14 protein-coding genes (1 of these 14 only partly in view) are annotated in these 14,144 nt (G+C 64.8%); 9 read left to right on the top strand and 5 right to left on the bottom strand.

From position 1 onward, the window contains the following. Positions 1-245 precede the first annotated feature (245 nt). Positions 246-860 carry a glutathione S-transferase family protein gene (locus QA635_RS06120; RefSeq protein WP_283067818.1) on the top strand — a complete coding sequence of 205 codons (615 nt, stop codon included), beginning with the start codon at positions 246-248 and terminating at the stop codon, positions 858-860. A gap of 301 nt (positions 861-1,161) precedes the next feature. Next, positions 1,162-2,031: an MBL fold metallo-hydrolase gene (locus QA635_RS06115; protein WP_283067816.1), complete on the top strand. Its 870-nt coding sequence runs from the start codon at positions 1,162-1,164 to the stop codon at positions 2,029-2,031. Positions 2,032-2,444: 413 nt separating this feature from the next. Here the strand turns inward: QA635_RS06115 and QA635_RS06110 are convergent, their stop codons facing one another. Then, positions 2,445-2,987, bottom strand: a complete 543-nt coding sequence (locus QA635_RS06110) for a methylated-DNA--[protein]-cysteine S-methyltransferase (RefSeq protein ID WP_253606717.1) — start codon at positions 2,985-2,987, stop codon at positions 2,445-2,447. 144 nt (positions 2,988-3,131) lie between these two features. Between QA635_RS06110 and QA635_RS06105 the strand changes: the two genes are divergently transcribed. Then, positions 3,132-3,941: an alpha/beta fold hydrolase gene (locus QA635_RS06105; RefSeq protein ID WP_283067813.1), complete on the top strand. Its 810-nt coding sequence runs from the start codon at positions 3,132-3,134 to the stop codon at positions 3,939-3,941. A 190-nt stretch (positions 3,942-4,131) separates the two neighbouring features. On the opposite strand, the gene QA635_RS06100 is transcribed toward QA635_RS06105, so the two are convergent. Further along, the gene (locus QA635_RS06100; protein WP_028341912.1) at positions 4,132-4,587 is read right to left on the bottom strand and encodes a carboxymuconolactone decarboxylase family protein; all 456 of its coding nucleotides are present in this window, start codon (positions 4,585-4,587) and stop codon (positions 4,132-4,134) included. A gap of 110 nt (positions 4,588-4,697) precedes the next feature. Between QA635_RS06100 and QA635_RS06095 the strand changes: the two genes are divergently transcribed. From QA635_RS06095 to QA635_RS06075, 5 genes are all read left to right on the top strand, one after another. Beyond that, positions 4,698-5,564 carry a sigma-70 family RNA polymerase sigma factor gene (locus tag QA635_RS06095; RefSeq protein WP_283067811.1) on the top strand — a complete coding sequence of 289 codons (867 nt, stop codon included), beginning with the start codon at positions 4,698-4,700 and terminating at the stop codon, positions 5,562-5,564. Between the two features lie 64 nt (positions 5,565-5,628). Further along, a complete protein-coding gene (locus tag QA635_RS06090) occupies positions 5,629-6,879 on the top strand; it encodes a M20/M25/M40 family metallo-hydrolase (protein WP_283067809.1) in 1,251 nt (416 codons plus the stop codon). A gap of 252 nt (positions 6,880-7,131) precedes the next feature. After that, positions 7,132-7,806 (top strand): GntR family transcriptional regulator, encoded by a 675-nt coding sequence (locus QA635_RS06085; RefSeq protein ID WP_283067807.1) that lies wholly within the window; start codon positions 7,132-7,134, stop codon positions 7,804-7,806. 136 nt (positions 7,807-7,942) lie between these two features. Further along, entirely contained in the window at positions 7,943-8,743 is an 801-nt protein-coding gene (locus QA635_RS06080; RefSeq protein WP_050425629.1) for a phytanoyl-CoA dioxygenase family protein, read from the top strand. 188 nt (positions 8,744-8,931) lie between these two features. Then, entirely contained in the window at positions 8,932-10,239 is a 1,308-nt protein-coding gene (locus tag QA635_RS06075) for an NAD(P)H-dependent oxidoreductase (RefSeq protein ID WP_283067803.1), read from the top strand. A gap of 219 nt (positions 10,240-10,458) precedes the next feature. On the opposite strand, the gene QA635_RS06070 is transcribed toward QA635_RS06075, so the two are convergent. Beyond that, positions 10,459-11,544: an NAD-dependent epimerase/dehydratase family protein gene (locus QA635_RS06070; protein ID WP_283067801.1), complete on the bottom strand. Its 1,086-nt coding sequence runs from the start codon at positions 11,542-11,544 to the stop codon at positions 10,459-10,461. 308 nt (positions 11,545-11,852) lie between these two features. On the opposite strand from QA635_RS06070, the gene QA635_RS06065 reads away from it, so the two are divergent. After that, positions 11,853-12,941, top strand: a complete 1,089-nt coding sequence (locus QA635_RS06065; RefSeq protein WP_283067799.1) for a TRAP transporter substrate-binding protein — start codon at positions 11,853-11,855, stop codon at positions 12,939-12,941. Between the two features lie 220 nt (positions 12,942-13,161). On the opposite strand, the gene QA635_RS06060 is transcribed toward QA635_RS06065, so the two are convergent. Both QA635_RS06060 and QA635_RS06055 read right to left on the bottom strand, forming a co-directional pair. Beyond that, positions 13,162-13,797 (bottom strand): hypothetical protein, encoded by a 636-nt coding sequence (locus QA635_RS06060; protein WP_057017853.1) that lies wholly within the window; start codon positions 13,795-13,797, stop codon positions 13,162-13,164. 249 nt (positions 13,798-14,046) lie between these two features. After that, positions 14,047-14,144, bottom strand: the end of a protein-coding gene (locus QA635_RS06055) for a hypothetical protein (protein ID WP_283067795.1). Its footprint extends 235 nt past the window's final position; the window shows 98 of its 333 coding nt (coding positions 236-333); its start codon lies off the right edge, out of view; it ends in the stop codon at positions 14,047-14,049.

Here is a 14,144-nt window from a genome sequence, read left to right as displayed (position 1 = left end):
GGATACAGCGCAATCTCTCCCCTCGTCGTCCCGGCGAAAGCCGGGACCCATAACCACAGGGTTGAGTTGTTAGAAGGCTGTGGCCCCAGCGTCGCGCAACAATGGCCTTCGGTGGTTATGGGTCCCGGCTCCCGTGCGCAATTGCGCACTAGGCCGGGACGACATCGAGTATGTTGCGTCATCGAGAGTCGTACATTCACGGTCTCTCAGGATGACGACTGTGTGTTCGTAAAGAGGTCATCTCCATGAAACTCACCTTCTCTCCCGCCTCCCCGTTCGCCCGCAAGGTGCGCATCGCGGCGATCGAGCTTGGCCTGATCGACAAGATCGAGCTGGTGCCGGCGACCGTCGCACCGGGCACGGCCAATGACGAATATTCCAGGATCTCACCGCTGAAGAAGCTGCCGGTGCTGATCCTCGACCATGGCGACGTCATCCTCGATTCCTACGTCATCGTCGAATATCTCAACGAGCTCGGCGGCGGCCGGCTGATCCCGGGCTACGGCCCGCGGCGCTGGAAGCTGAAGACCGATCACTCGCTGCTCAACGGCATGCTCGATTCCATGCTGCTGTGCCGCTACGAGAAAATGGTGCGGCCGCAGGGCTCGCTGTGGCAGGCCTGGCACGACGATCACTGGAACAGGGCCTGGGCCGGCATGGCGCGGTTCGAGAACCGGCCGGACGTGCTGAACGGCTCGTCATTCGATATCGCGCAGATCGGCCTCGTGTGCGTGCTCGGCTATGCCGATTTCCGCTTCGCCGATTGCGGCTGGCGCAAGGCCTATCCCAAGCTCGACGCCTTCTACCAGAAAATGCTGGAGCGGCCGTCGGTGAATATCTCGGCGCCGCCGGCGGCGTGACCAAGGCAACAGCGGGGAGCATGTGACGCGCGAATGCCTCCCCGCCTCTCACCTCCCGGCGCAGGTCTTGTGCATCGCCGGCCGGGCTCGATATCTCGCCGTCATTGTCGCGATCTCGACCTTGTGATGATGACGACGGCAGCCCGGTACGGCCAGCCGAAGGAAGGCCTTGCGGCGATGGATATCCTTGCCAACATCATCATTCCCGCCGTGCGCGACGCGCACTAGAATTTTCCTGCGCGTTTTCTTCACGCGAACCGGACTCCACTTCGCTCGAAAACGCCAACGCCGAGGAATCACCATGAGCCTGAAGTTTGCCGCCCGCGATCTCACCATTCATCGCATCGTCGAGCAGGAGACCACGTTCCTGCCCGCGCACGACATGCTGCCCGGACTGACGCCGGACATGCTCGCCGAGAACCGCGGCTGGATGCAGGCCACCGGTGCGCTCGACGACAGCGACACCTTGATCCTGGCGTTCCAGTCCTATGTCGTGAAGACACCGCACCACACCATCCTGATCGACAGCTGCATCGGCAACGACAAGCCGCGGCCGGCGCGGCCGAAATGGAACATGAAGACCGACGAGACCTATCTGCGCGGCCTTGCATCGGCAGGCTTCTCCGTCGGTGACATCGACTATGTGATGTGCACGCATCTGCATGTCGATCATGTCGGCTGGAACACGCGGCTGGAGAACGGCCGCTGGGTGCCGACCTTTCCAAATGCGCGCTACGTGTTCGACAAGGCCGAGTTCGACTACTGGACCGAGAGCAACGCGAAGGCGGAGGTTCCGCCTTTCGTGGACAGCGTGCTGCCGGTCGTCGAGGCCAAGCGGGCGGAGATCGTCGGCCATGATTTTGCGATCGGCGACCATGCCCGCATCCTGCCGACGCCCGGCCACACGCCGGGCCACGTCGCCTTCGCCTTCGGCCGCGGCAAGGACGCTGCGGTCTTTTCGGGCGATCTGATGCACTCGCCGATCCAGACGCATTATCCGGAGCTGTCGGCGAAGTTCGATGTCGACCAGGCGCAAGCCGCGAAGACGCGGCGCGGCTTCCTGGAGCGTTATTGCGACACCGACACGCTGTGCTGCCCCGCGCATTTCCCTTCGCCGTCGATCGGCAAGATCAGGCGGAAGGGCAACGGGTTCGTGTGCGAGACGGTGTGACGTGAGCCAAACTCGCGATAGTCGCACTCTGCCACCCTCCCCTGGAGGGCAGGGCTATCGCATTTCGTGGCGGTGCCCTCGTAGCCATCCTTCGAGACGCCCGCCTTCGGCGGGCTCCTCAGGATGAGGTCTTGTTTTGCGGCACAATAGTAGACCCTCATGGTGAGGAGCGCCGCTTGCGGCGCGTCTCGAACCACGAGGCCAAGCACTTGCGCGGTCGCCAAGGGGCATATGCGATAGCCCTGCCCTGGAGGGGGAGGTCGGCTCACATGAAGCGCAGCGCAATATGAGACGGGGTGGGGTGATCTCTCAACGCGGGCAGCGCCCGTTACGAGAGACCTTCACCCCACCTCGGTTCGCATTTCATGCGAACTGATCCTCCCCCTCCAGGGGAGGATAAGAGCGCGCGCACCTCAATCAAACAAACTCGGCGTGTGGTTCACGATCGCGCCTTCGATCTGCAGCATCTTCAGCTTGGTGACGACGCCGCCATTGGCCGAGAAGCCGCCCGGCTTGTTGCCCGCCGCAAGCACGCGGTGGCAAGGCACCACGATCGGGCACGGGTTGCGGCCGAGCGCCTGGCCGACATCGCGGGACAGTTCGACCCCGCCGAGCTGCTTGGCGATGTCGCCATAGGTCACGGTCTTGCCCGGCGGGATCTTCCGCGCGATGTCGTAGACGCCGCGGTTGAATTCCGGCACGCCGTCGAGATCGAGCACGATGTCGGCAAGGTCGTTCGGCTTGCCGGCGAGCAGCTCGATCATGCCGTCGATCGCGTGCTGCACCTCGGCCGGAGGCGCCGCCTCGGTGACCTCGCCGTTGCGCTGGGCAATCCGCTTGCGGGTCTTCTCCTCGGTGCCCATCGGCAGCTGCACGCCGGTAACGCCGTGCTCGCCCCAGACGACGCCACAGGCGCCGATCATGGTCTCGAAGATTGCAAAATGCTGGCCGGTCATGGCTCGCTCCAGATGTTCCCTTCAGCTCTCGCGTGAGCCTGCTGTTGATCCGGAATCTAGGCTTGGAGAATGTTGCTATCCACCCGAATTCCGTGGGAACTTCGGCCAAATCAACAACATCTGCCTCCCCTCCGCGAGCCCAAAATGCACAGCCTCCACGTCAACGGTTTCGACATGCCCTATCTCGATGTCGGAGAGGGCCCGCCGCTGGTCTGCGTGCACGGCTCGCTGTGCGACTTCCGGATCTGGTCGGCGGTGCTCGGCCCGCTGACGCGGCGGCACCGCGTGATCGCGGTCAGCCTGCGGCATTTCTTCCCGGCGCATTGGGACGGCATCGGCGACACCTATTCGATCGCGCAGCACGTCGACGACGTGATCGCCTTTATCGAAAAATTCGACACCAGACCGGTCGACCTGATGGGGCATTCCCGCGGCGGCCATATCTGCTTCCGCGCCGCGCAGCGGCGGCCGGACCTGTTGCGCAAGCTGATCCTCGCCGAACCGGGCGGCGAGCTCGACGAGACCCTCGACCCCGATTTCAAGCCGGGCCCCTCGCCGCTGGCAGCACGCTTCGCGGCATGCGCGGCGGAGATCGCCAAAGGCGATATCGACGGCGGCTTGCAGATCTTCATGGACGCGCTCGAAGGCCCCGGCGCGTGGAAACGGATTCCGGCAACCTCCAAGCAGCTGCTGCGCGACAATGCGACCACGCTGATCGGCCAGACCCGCGACCAGCGCCCGCCGTTCTCGAAGGCGGACGCGGAAGCGATCAAGACACCGACACTGTTCATCGGCGGCGCCAACACCAAGGGCGTGCTGCCGAAGGTGCTGCACGCGCTCGCCGCCAATGTGAAGGGTTCGCGCATCGAGATGATCCCGGGCACCACGCATCCGATGTTCGAGCAGGCCCCGCAGCGCTACTGCGAGATCGTGCTGGAGTTTCTCTCCACATAGACGATGCTCCTTCTTCACCTCGGCCCGCCTGCGGGGAGAGGTCGGATCGCATCGCGAGATGCGATCCGGGTGAGGGGTACGGGTCCATCCACCCACGTCATCCGCGGAGAGAAGCCCCTCACCCCAACCCTCCAAGAGCGAGCTTCGCTCGTCTCGACCCCGCAAGAGCGGGGAGAGGGACATCAGCATCTCACACCTTCCACGCACCAACCGGCTGGCGCACCGCGACGTTCAGCCGGTTCCAGACGTTGATCGCCGCGATGCCCAGCACCAGCGACGCGAGCTGCTGCTCGTCAAAGTGCTTCGCCGCCTCGTCCCACACCGCGTCCGTCACCGGATCCTCGCGGTCGCTGAGCCGGGTCACCGCCTCGGTCAGCGCCAGCGCGGCGCGCTCGGCTTCGGTGAAATACGGCGCGTCGCGCCAGGCACCGACCGCGAACAGCCGCTCGTCGGTCTCGCCGGCACGCCGGGCGAGCTTTGGGTGCATATCGACGCAGACGCTGCAGCCATTGATCTGGCTGGCGCGCAGATGCACCAGTTCCAGCAGCTTTTCCGGCAGAGCTGGCTTGGTGCTCTCGCTCAGCGCCTGCAGCGCCTTCATGGCCTCGGGAACAACCATCACCGGGTGGTTCATGCGGGCTTTCATCATGTCGCTCTCCTGATTTGTCCTTTGACGCCGCCGCGTCGATTTGTTGTCACATCGGCGCAGTTTCGTTCGTCATGGCCATGACGGAGCGGACAAAGGGAATGTGACCGATGGACGAGAAAGATTCTCTCACCGAGCAGTTCGAGGCCAACAGGCCGCGCCTGCGGGCGGTGGCCTATCGCATGCTGGGCTCGACCGCCGAAGTCGACGATGCCGTGCAGGAAACCTGGCTGCGGCTCGGCCGCACCGACGCTGCTGCGGTCGACAATCTCGGGGGATGGCTGACCACGGTGATCGCGCGCATCTGTCTCGACATGCTGCGCTCGCGCAAATCGCGCCGCGAGGAGCCGATCGGCCCACATGTGCCGGAACCGATCGCGGACAATCCGGTCGAGCGCGAGACCGAGATGGCCGATTCCGTCGGCGCCGCGCTGCTCGTGGTGCTGGAAACGCTGGCGCCGGCCGAGCGGCTGGCCTTCGTGCTGCACGACATGTTCGCGGTGCCGTTCGAGGAGATCGCGCCGATCGTCGGGCGCACGCCGGCCGCCGCGCGGCAGCTCGCCAGCCGTGCCAGGCGTCGCGTGCAGGGTGCGCCACCCGCACCGGATGCCGATCTCATCCGGCAGCGCGGCATCGTCGAGGCCTTTCTTGCCGCATCCCGCAACGGCGATTTCGAGGGGCTGCTGGCCGTGCTGGCGCCCGACGTCGTGGTGCGCGCCGATCAGGCCGCACAGCGGCTCGGCTCGCTGCCGGTGATCCGCGGCGCCGCAGCGGTGGCCGAAAGCTTCAAGGGACGCGCACAGGCGGCGAAGCCCGCGCTGGTCGACGGCGAGATCGGCGTTGCCGTCATCTTCGGCGGCGCGCTGCGCATCGTGCTGCGGGTCACGATCTCAGGCGACCGGATCGCAACGATCGACGCGACCGCCGACGCCTCGGAGATCGAGACCTTCGATGTCGAGGTGCTCGAGCGCAGCTGACACAGCTGGAGGCAGCCAAGTCGCAATGCTAGTGTCTCTCTGCATCTGCGCAGGGAGGACGATCATGAAACTATCCATCAAATTGCTCGCGTCGGCCGGCCTGCTCGCCCTCGCCTCCTCCTCCGCCTTTGCCGCCGCAGACGAAAAACTGCGTGCGGCCGCCGAGCAGGCCCAGCCGGCGGTGATCGAGAGCCTGCACGACATGGTGCTGATCGAATCGGGCTCCAGCGATGTCGAAGGCCTGAAGAAGATGGCCGACTACACCGAGGCACAGCTGAAGGCGCTCGGCGCCAAGACCGAGCGGCGCAAGACCACGAAGGGCGCCGGCGCCGACATGGTGATCGGCAGCTTTGAGGGCACCGGCACGAAGAAGCTGATGCTGATCGCGCATATGGACACGGTCTATGAGCACGGCATCCTCGACACCCAGCCCTACAAGGTCGACGGCACCAGGATCTATGGACCCGGCATTGCCGACGACAAGGGCGGCATCGCCGTCGTCCTGCATGCGCTCAAGATCCTCAACGATGCGGGCTGGCGCGACTACGCCAAGCTCACGGTGTCGTTCAATCCGGATGAGGAGGTCGGCTCGATCGGCTCCGGCGAGATCATCGCAGAGCTCGCCGACCAGCACGACGTGGTGCTGTCCTGCGAGCCGACGGTTGCGCCGCCGGTCGCGAAAAATGAGAGCTTGCTGCTCGGCGCCAGCGGCACCGCCACCGGCACGATCGATGTCAAGGGCAAGGCCTCGCATGCCGGCGCGGCGCCGCAGCTCGGCCGCAACGCGCTGATCGAGCTCGCGCATCAATTGCTGCAGACACAGGACGTCGCGAAATCGATTCCGGGCACGCAGCTGAACTGGACCACCGCGAAGGCCGGCACCGTGCGCAACCAGATCCCCGATCACGCCACCGCCGGCGCCGACATCCGCCTCACCATTCCCGACGGCGTGCAAAAGCTGCAGGCGGCGCTCGACGAGAAGGTGAAGAACAGGCTGATCGCGGACACCGAGGTGACCGTGAAGGTCGTCGCGGGCCGTCCGCCCTTCGTGGCTGACGATCGCGGCCGCGCGCTCGCAAGGCAAGGACAGGCGATCTACACCGAGCTCGGGCGCACGCTCGACATCGCGGAAATGACCGGCGGCGCGACCGACGCCGGCTACGCCGCACGCAGCGGCAAGGCCGTCGTGGTCGAGAGCTTCGGCCTCGCCGGCTGGGGCTATCACGCGCGCGACGAATACATCGACACCAACTCGATCGTGCCGCGGCTCTATCTGATGACGCGGACGCTGATGGAGCTGGGCAAGGCGAAGTAGCGTTTCCGCAAACTCGTCATGCCCGGGCTTGTCCCGTCCCGGGCATCCACGCCTCTGGTCCCACATCAAAAAAGACGCGGACGGCCGGCCGTGACGGACGTTGGGACGGCTGTCGCAGCGCGGCCCGGTCAAGAACCGGCCCATTCTCAATCGCTTAGCGTGGTCGCAAACCGGAGCCTTGACCGCTCCCGCAACCCGCAGTAGCCTCATTTTCGAACACGGAATTCCGTATTCCAAATCTGGACAGTCGGTATGATCCCGTTGGACCCGCTTCCAAACCTCATCGACCAGGTTTACGGGCGATTGCTCGAAGCGATCATCGACCGCACGCTGCTGCCTGGCCAGCGCATCACCCAGAACGAACTTGCCGATCGGCTCGGCGTCTCGCGCCAGCCGATTTCGCACGCCCTGCATCTGTTGCACCGCCAGGGGCTTGTCGCGGAGAGCGGCAGACGCGGCTTCGAGGTGACGCAGCTCGATCCGCAGCGCATCCGCGAACTCTATGAAGTCCGCGGCGCCATCGATGCGCTGGCGGCACGGCTTGCCGCTGCGCGTGTCAAGGAAGATGCCGCGGCACGCGCACAACTCGAAGCCGCGCTCGAAGCCGGACGCGCGATCGACGACGGCACGCCGCTGGCGCGCCTGATCGCACTCGACGTCGATTTCCACAGCGCGATCTATCGCCTCGCCGGCAATTCCGCGATCGAGGAGATGATCGCGCCGCAATGGCCGCATATGCGCCGCTCGATGGCGACCGTGCTCGCCGAGCTCGATTACCGCGGCAGCGCCTGGACCGAACACGAGACCATCGCCGCGCATGTTTTTTCCGGCAATGCCGCAGCGGCAGAAGCCGCGGCGCTGGCGCATGCGCAGACGGCAGGACGGATGACCGAGGAGAAACTGAGGGCAATCGACGTGGCGGCGTGACGTTCACGCCGTCGTTCCGGGGCGGTGCGGAGCACCGAACCACAGATGCGCAATTGCGCATCGGGGAACCTCGAGATTCCGGGTTCGAAGCTCACGCATCGCCCCGGAATGACAACAACAACAGGAGGAAAGCACCATGAAACTGACCCAAGAGCAGGTCGAATTTTTCCATCGCGAAGGCTGGCTGTTCCTGCCCGAGCTGTTCAGCCAGGAAGAGGTCGATTTCCTCGCGCGCGAGGCGGTCTCGATCTATGACGCCAACCGCCCCGAGGTGTGGCGCGAGAAGAGCGGCGCGCCGCGCACGGCCTTCGCCGCACATCTCTACAATGAGGCGTTCGGCACCCTCGGCGCGCATCCGCGCATGATCGACCCCATCGAGCAGCTGTTCGGCGAGAAGGTCTACATGCATCAGTTCAAGATCAACGCGAAGGCGGCCTTCACCGGCGACGTCTGGCAGTGGCACCAGGACTACGGCACCTGGAAGCGCGATGACGGCATGCCGGAGCCGCGCGCGATGAACATCGCGATCTTCCTCGACGAGGTGATGCCGATCAACGGCCCGCTGATGCTGGTGCCGCAGAGCCAGACCGCGGGCGATCTGAAAGCCTCGCACGATCTCGAAACCACGTCCTATCCGCTGTGGACACTGGACGAGGAAACCGTGACCCGCCTGGTGAAGCAGGGCGGCATCGTCGCGCCGACCGGCAAGCCCGGCGGCATGCTCATGTTCCACGGCAATCTGGTGCACGGATCGAGCGGCAACATCACGCCCTATCCGCGCAAGATCGTCTACCTGACGCTGAACGCGGTCTCGAACTACATCCGCACCCCGACGCGGCCCGACTACATCGCCCACCGCGACTTCACGCCGATCCAGACCGTCGCCGACGACGCGCTGCTGCGGCTCGCTCGTGCACCGCGGCAGGCGGCGGAGTAACGATCGAACACACTCGTCATGCCCGGGCTTGACCCGGGCATCCACGGACAAGCAAAAGTGCTCTCGCCAAGACGTGGATGGCCGGGCGTAGGCGAGCGGAAGCGACGCCGTCCTTCGGACGGCTATGCCCGGCCATGGCGATTTTGGTAACGGTCCTCGCCTCGGCGCACCAACATCGGATCCACATCATGAACCTGCATCACCTCCTCAAAACCCGCGCCGCCGCCGGCAAGCCGGTCCGCGTCGTCCTGATCGGCGCCGGAAAATTCGGCTCGATGTTCCTGTCGCAGGTGCCGCACACGCCGGGGCTTGAAGTGCCCGTGATCGTCGATCTCGACCGTGACCGGGCCCGCGAGGCGTGCCGCACCGTCGGCTGGGAAGACGCGCGGATCAGCGCCACCACCTTCACCGACGACGGTGCACGTGCGATCGCCGGCGGCGCATTCGATGTCGTGGTGGAAGCGACCGGCAATCCCGCCGTCGGCATCCGCCATGCCCGCGCGGCGATTGCCGCCGGCAAGCATGTCGTGATGGTCAATGTCGAGGCCGATGTGCTGGCGGGGCCGCTGCTCGCCGAGGAGGCACGCAAGGCCGGCGTGGTCTATTCGCTGGCCTATGGCGACCAGCCGGCGCTGACGGCCGAGATGGTCGACTGGGCCCGCGCCACGGGCTTCCGCGTCGTCGCCGCGGGCAAGGGCACAAAGTACCTGCCGGCCTATCACGACGTCACGCCGGAGGGCGTGTGGCAGCATTACGGGCTCACCGCCGGCGAGGCGCAATCCGCCGGCATGAATCCGCAGATGTTCAACTCCTTCCTCGACGGCACCAAATCCGCGATCGAGATGGCGGCGATCGCCAATGCCTGCACCCTCGACGTGCCGTCGGAAGGATTGCTGTTTCCGCCCTGCGGCGTCGACGATCTGCCGCATGTGATGCGGCCGCGCGACAAGGGCGGCGTGCTGGAGAAATCCGGCATCGTCGAAGTGGTGTCGTCGCTGGAGCGCGACGGCCGTCCGGTGTTTCGCGATCTGCGCTGGGGCGTCTATGTCGTGCTGGAGGCGCCCAACGATTATGCCGCCGATTGCTTCAAGCAGTACGGCCTCAAGACCGACGCCTCCGGCCGCTATGCGGCGATGTACAAGCCGTATCATCTGATCGGGCTCGAGCTGAACATTTCCGTGCTGTCGGCGGCCCTGCGCAACGAGCCGACCGGGCAGCCGCGCGGCTTCCGCGGCGACGTCGCAGCGGTGGCCAAGCGCAATCTGCGCGCCGGCGAGATGCTCGACGGCGAAGGCGGCTACACCGTGTGGGGCAAGCTGATGCCGGCCGCCGCCAGCCTCGCCGCCGGCGCATTGCCGATCGGGCTTGCCCATCGGGTGAAGCTGAAGAGCGACGTCGCCCATGGCGCTGTCGTGCGCTGGAGCGATGTCGAGGTCGACGAGAGCAACGATACGATCAAGACGCGCAAGGCGATGGAAGTAGCGTTCTCGCGGTAGCGCTAACTCGTCGGCCAACTCACAGCGCGAGCTGTGCTCTTCACCTCTCCCCGCGCTTTGCGGGAGAGGTCGGATCGCATCGAAGATGCGATCCGGGTGAGGGGCGAGGCACGGTGCTCAACAAGTTCTGTTCTGCCTGCCGGATAGAAGCCCCTCACCCCAACCCTCTCCCCGTAAGAACGGGGAGAGGGAGTAGAGAGAGAGCGCGGGCAGAACGACTTACGGCAGCAGCCGGCTCGCCTTCGCCAGCCTGAACCACTTCCGGAACATGGCTTCCGTATCCATCATCTCGGTGAAACCGGCCTGGTTGATCTTCACCGTCGAGACGATCGACGGCGGACCCGATTCAGTCTGCCCGTAGCGCATGCTGTAGTCGGCATATTGGAAGGACAGGCCGACGAACTCCTCCAGCCCGGGCGCGATCAGGTCGTGCGTCCTGCGCAATTCGTCCCACTGCGCGATCCATTTCGGATACTCCTGCGCCAGCGACAGCGGCACGTGCCGGCCCGGCGTCATCTCGAGCGCATCCGATACCGCCGGCCAGATATTTTCCCAGGTGAAGACGTCGCCATTGGTGACGTTGAACGCTTCATTGCGCGCGGCCTCGGCGTCGCCCGACCAGGCGATCGCGCGTGCCAGCAGATCGACATCGACCGCCTGCGCGACGCGCGGCGCGCCGCCGGGATAATCCAGCGGCCTGCCCTGCGCGCGCAGCACCGCCGCATAGACGCCGAGCGGCGGGATCAGGTCCATCGCGCCGCCCATGGCTTCGCCGATGATCAGGACCGGGCGCAGGATGCTCCAGTGCCAGCTCTTGCCCCGCTGCAGCTCGCGCAGGAAATTCTCCTGCGCCCAATAGAAATTCGGCTGCTCGTACATCTCGGAACGGCCCTCGCGCGCCGGCACCGTGAGCGGCCGGACATGCACGCCATAGGCCTTGGTGCCCTGCAGCAGCGCGACATGCTTGAGATCGGGCGCGACGGGTTCGAGCACACCCATCAAATTGCGCAGCATCCGGTCGTTGGTTTCGATCTGCCCGGCATCGCGCCAGCCGTCGACCAGGCTGGGCGCCTCATAGAGCGCGGCGTAGATCAGGTGCGTTGCGCCGCCGAGCTCGGCCGCGGCGCGACGGCAATCCTCCGCGCTGGTGAGATCGATTCGCACATGCCGTGCGCCGTAGAGATCGCGTGGCTTGCGGCGCGACAGCGCAATGCGCTCGCAATCGCCGGATGCGCCGAAGTGTCGCAAGGCTGCGTTGCCCACGAGGCCGGTTGCGCCGGCAACCACGATTTTCTTGTTGGCCATGTCCTTGAACTCCCGTCAACCCACCCGCCCTGCGTAGCAGATCGCGCCAAGGCCGGCAGCCATCGCGGCGGGTATCGGATGAGACCGACAGCGCCGATTGTCCTTCGCACCTGCAACGAAGGCAGGCGCTTGATTTCCTCCGGCAAACGATCATCCTGACCGGCGGAACCGGAAACTCGGATTTCCACAACAAGAGCCCGTCGAGGGCCACCGGACACATTCATCACAGAACGTCGATCGATCGGCGAAGAAAGACGGCATCAAGATCGTTCCCCTCGTCGAGGTATCGGCACACAGGAGGGATACGCATGAAACGTCGTGAATTCTTGAAGGCAGGCGGCGTCGGGCTGGCTGCGACGGCGGTCGCCGCGCCCGCGGTCGCGCAATCGATGCCGGAGGTCAGGTGGCGGCTCGCGGCGAGCTGGCCGAAGGCGCTCGATACGCTCTATGGCGGGTGTGAATTCTTCTGCAAGCGCGTCGCCGAGATCACCGACAACCGCTTCCAGATCCAGCCGTTCGCCGCCGGCGAGATCGTGCCCGGCTTGCAGGTGCTGGACGCCGTCTCCAACGGCACGGTCGAGATGGGCAATACCGCGCTGTATTATTACTGGGGCAAGAATCCCGCCTTCACCTTCGGCACGTCGCTGCCGTTCGGCCTCAACACGCGCCAGCACATTTCCTGGCTGCAATGGGGCGGCGGCACCGACCTGCTCAACAATTTGCTCGCAGAATTCAACTGCATCGGCATTCCGACCGGCTCGACCGGCGCCCAGATGGGCGGCTGGTTCCGGAAGGAGATCAAGTCGATGGCGGATTTCCAGGGCTTGAAATTCCGGGTCGGCGGCTTCGCCGGCACCATCATCGCCAAGGTCGGCGGCGTGCCGCAGCAGATCGCCGGCGGCGATATCTATCCGGCGCTGGAAAAAGGCACCATCGACGCCGCCGAATGGGTCGGGCCGTATGACGACGAGAAGCTCGGCTTCGTCAAGGTCGCGAAGTTCTACTACTACCCCGGCTGGTGGGAAGGCACCGGTCAGGGCCACAATGTGATGAACAAGGACAAGTGGAACGCGCTGCCGAAGCACTATCAGGCCGCGATCCAGGCCGCCTCCGAAGACACCTTCACCTGGGTGACCGGCAAATATGACGCGGTCAACCCGCCGGCGCTGAAGCGCCTGATCGTGGCCGGCGCGCAGTTGCGCCCGTTCCCGCAGGAGGTGCTGGAAGCCTGCTACGGCGCGGCCAACGAGATCTATGCCGATCTCGCCAAGAGCAACCCGCATTTCGGCAAGATGTATTCGAGCCTGGCCGCTTATCGCAACGAATCGCTGGCCTGGATGCAGGTCGCCGAGCTCTCGTTCGACAGCTTCATGATGCGGATGCGCACGCGCACCTGAACCGGACGATGGCTTTGCACTGCCGTCATTGCGAGGAGCGATAGCGACGAAGCAATCCATTTCTCCGCTTGCGGTGAGATGGATTGCTTCGCTTCGCTCGCAATGACGGGGCTGGAGCAGCACGTATTATTTCGGTCACCCTGAGCCGGGCGCGTTCCGAGACAATAAAAAAGCCCCGGAGAATTTCTCCGGGGCTCACTTACTGATTCGATGCGACGCATTAATTGTCGTCGCTGCCGCCGAACTCTTCCATCAGCTTGTCGTAGCTCTTGGTCACGAGATCGATGTTGCCCTTGTTCTCGACCGCGGGCGGCGGCGACTTCAGGGCATCGTTGAGGTCGGCGAGCGCGTCCTTCTTGTCCTTGGCCGACATCTTCTTGTCGGCCTGGACCTGGGCGATCTGCGCCTTCAGCACGGCCTCGGGACCGATATACTTCTTGGTCTGCGGATCGAAGCCGCCTAGCACCAGCGAGATGTTGTCGACGACGTTGTTGTACTCGTCATAGCTGGCGAAGCCGTTCTTCTTGGCGATGCCCTCGAGCTGGCCGACGATCTTCGGATCCGGCTTGGCGTCCTGGGAAAGCTTCGCGGTGATCGGGTCCATTTCCTTGGCCGCGGCGAGCGCGCCATCGACCTGCTTGTCGGTCAGCGCGATCTGCTTGATCGGCGGGGCCTGGTCCTGTGCCGGAGCCGCAGCCTGCGCGGGTGGCGCGGCTTGCGCGGGCTGCTTGGCCGGCGGCGCCATCTGCTGCTGCTTGGCCTGCGCGAATGCGCCGCTGTTCGACGCCGCGGTCATGGCGATCGCAAGACACGCGACGCTCAGCGCAGCAGTTACGGGACGGACGATCTCACGCATGGAAGTCTCCTTGTTGGGGCAGGTTTTGCCGAGCTTCTTGGGTGGAACAGGTACGGAAATCGAAATGAACGGCCCATGAACTTTGGTCGTAGACGATGAAGGTCAATCGTGGCCGAATCATCACAAAGCGTTCAAGGAGTATTGATCGCAATGCCCAGCCAGCAGTCGAGCAGCACAATGGGATCGCGATCAGCGGCGTGGCCGAAGTCTATGCGCACCCGTGCACGGCGAGCGCTGACGGTCCGCCGCTCAGGAGTTCTTCTTCAGTTTGAATGACTCGAAGAACCTGTCTTTGTTTGCAGCGATCAGGTCGCGATAGGCATTGGGAAACTCGATCGTCAATGTGT

The sequence above is a fragment of the Bradyrhizobium brasilense genome, from assembly GCF_029714345.1.
GTDB lineage: Bacteria > Pseudomonadota > Alphaproteobacteria > Rhizobiales > Xanthobacteraceae > Bradyrhizobium > Bradyrhizobium australafricanum.
The sequence above is the reverse complement of the archived record's forward strand: the minus strand, read 5'-3'. Positions and strand labels throughout refer to the sequence as shown.

Excerpts from the sequence above, each read along its gene's own strand:
- QA635_RS06120 (WP_283067818.1), top strand. The coding sequence starts at position 246 with ATGAAACTCACCTTCTCTCCCGCCTCCCCGTTCGCCCGCAAGGTGCGC.
- QA635_RS06115 (WP_283067816.1), top strand. The coding sequence starts at position 1,162 with ATGAGCCTGAAGTTTGCCGCCCGCGATCTCACCATTCATCGCATCGTC.
- QA635_RS06110 (WP_253606717.1), bottom strand. The coding sequence starts at position 2,987 with ATGACCGGCCAGCATTTTGCAATCTTCGAGACCATGATCGGCGCCTGT.
- QA635_RS06105 (WP_283067813.1), top strand. The coding sequence starts at position 3,132 with ATGCACAGCCTCCACGTCAACGGTTTCGACATGCCCTATCTCGATGTC.
- QA635_RS06100 (WP_028341912.1), bottom strand. The coding sequence starts at position 4,587 with ATGAAAGCCCGCATGAACCACCCGGTGATGGTTGTTCCCGAGGCCATG.
- QA635_RS06095 (WP_283067811.1), top strand. The coding sequence starts at position 4,698 with ATGGACGAGAAAGATTCTCTCACCGAGCAGTTCGAGGCCAACAGGCCG.
- QA635_RS06090 (WP_283067809.1), top strand. The coding sequence starts at position 5,629 with ATGAAACTATCCATCAAATTGCTCGCGTCGGCCGGCCTGCTCGCCCTC.
- QA635_RS06085 (WP_283067807.1), top strand. The coding sequence starts at position 7,132 with ATGATCCCGTTGGACCCGCTTCCAAACCTCATCGACCAGGTTTACGGG.
- QA635_RS06080 (WP_050425629.1), top strand. The coding sequence starts at position 7,943 with ATGAAACTGACCCAAGAGCAGGTCGAATTTTTCCATCGCGAAGGCTGG.
- QA635_RS06075 (WP_283067803.1), top strand. The coding sequence starts at position 8,932 with ATGAACCTGCATCACCTCCTCAAAACCCGCGCCGCCGCCGGCAAGCCG.
- QA635_RS06070 (WP_283067801.1), bottom strand. The coding sequence starts at position 11,544 with ATGGCCAACAAGAAAATCGTGGTTGCCGGCGCAACCGGCCTCGTGGGC.
- QA635_RS06065 (WP_283067799.1), top strand. The coding sequence starts at position 11,853 with ATGAAACGTCGTGAATTCTTGAAGGCAGGCGGCGTCGGGCTGGCTGCG.
- QA635_RS06060 (WP_057017853.1), bottom strand. The coding sequence starts at position 13,797 with ATGCGTGAGATCGTCCGTCCCGTAACTGCTGCGCTGAGCGTCGCGTGT.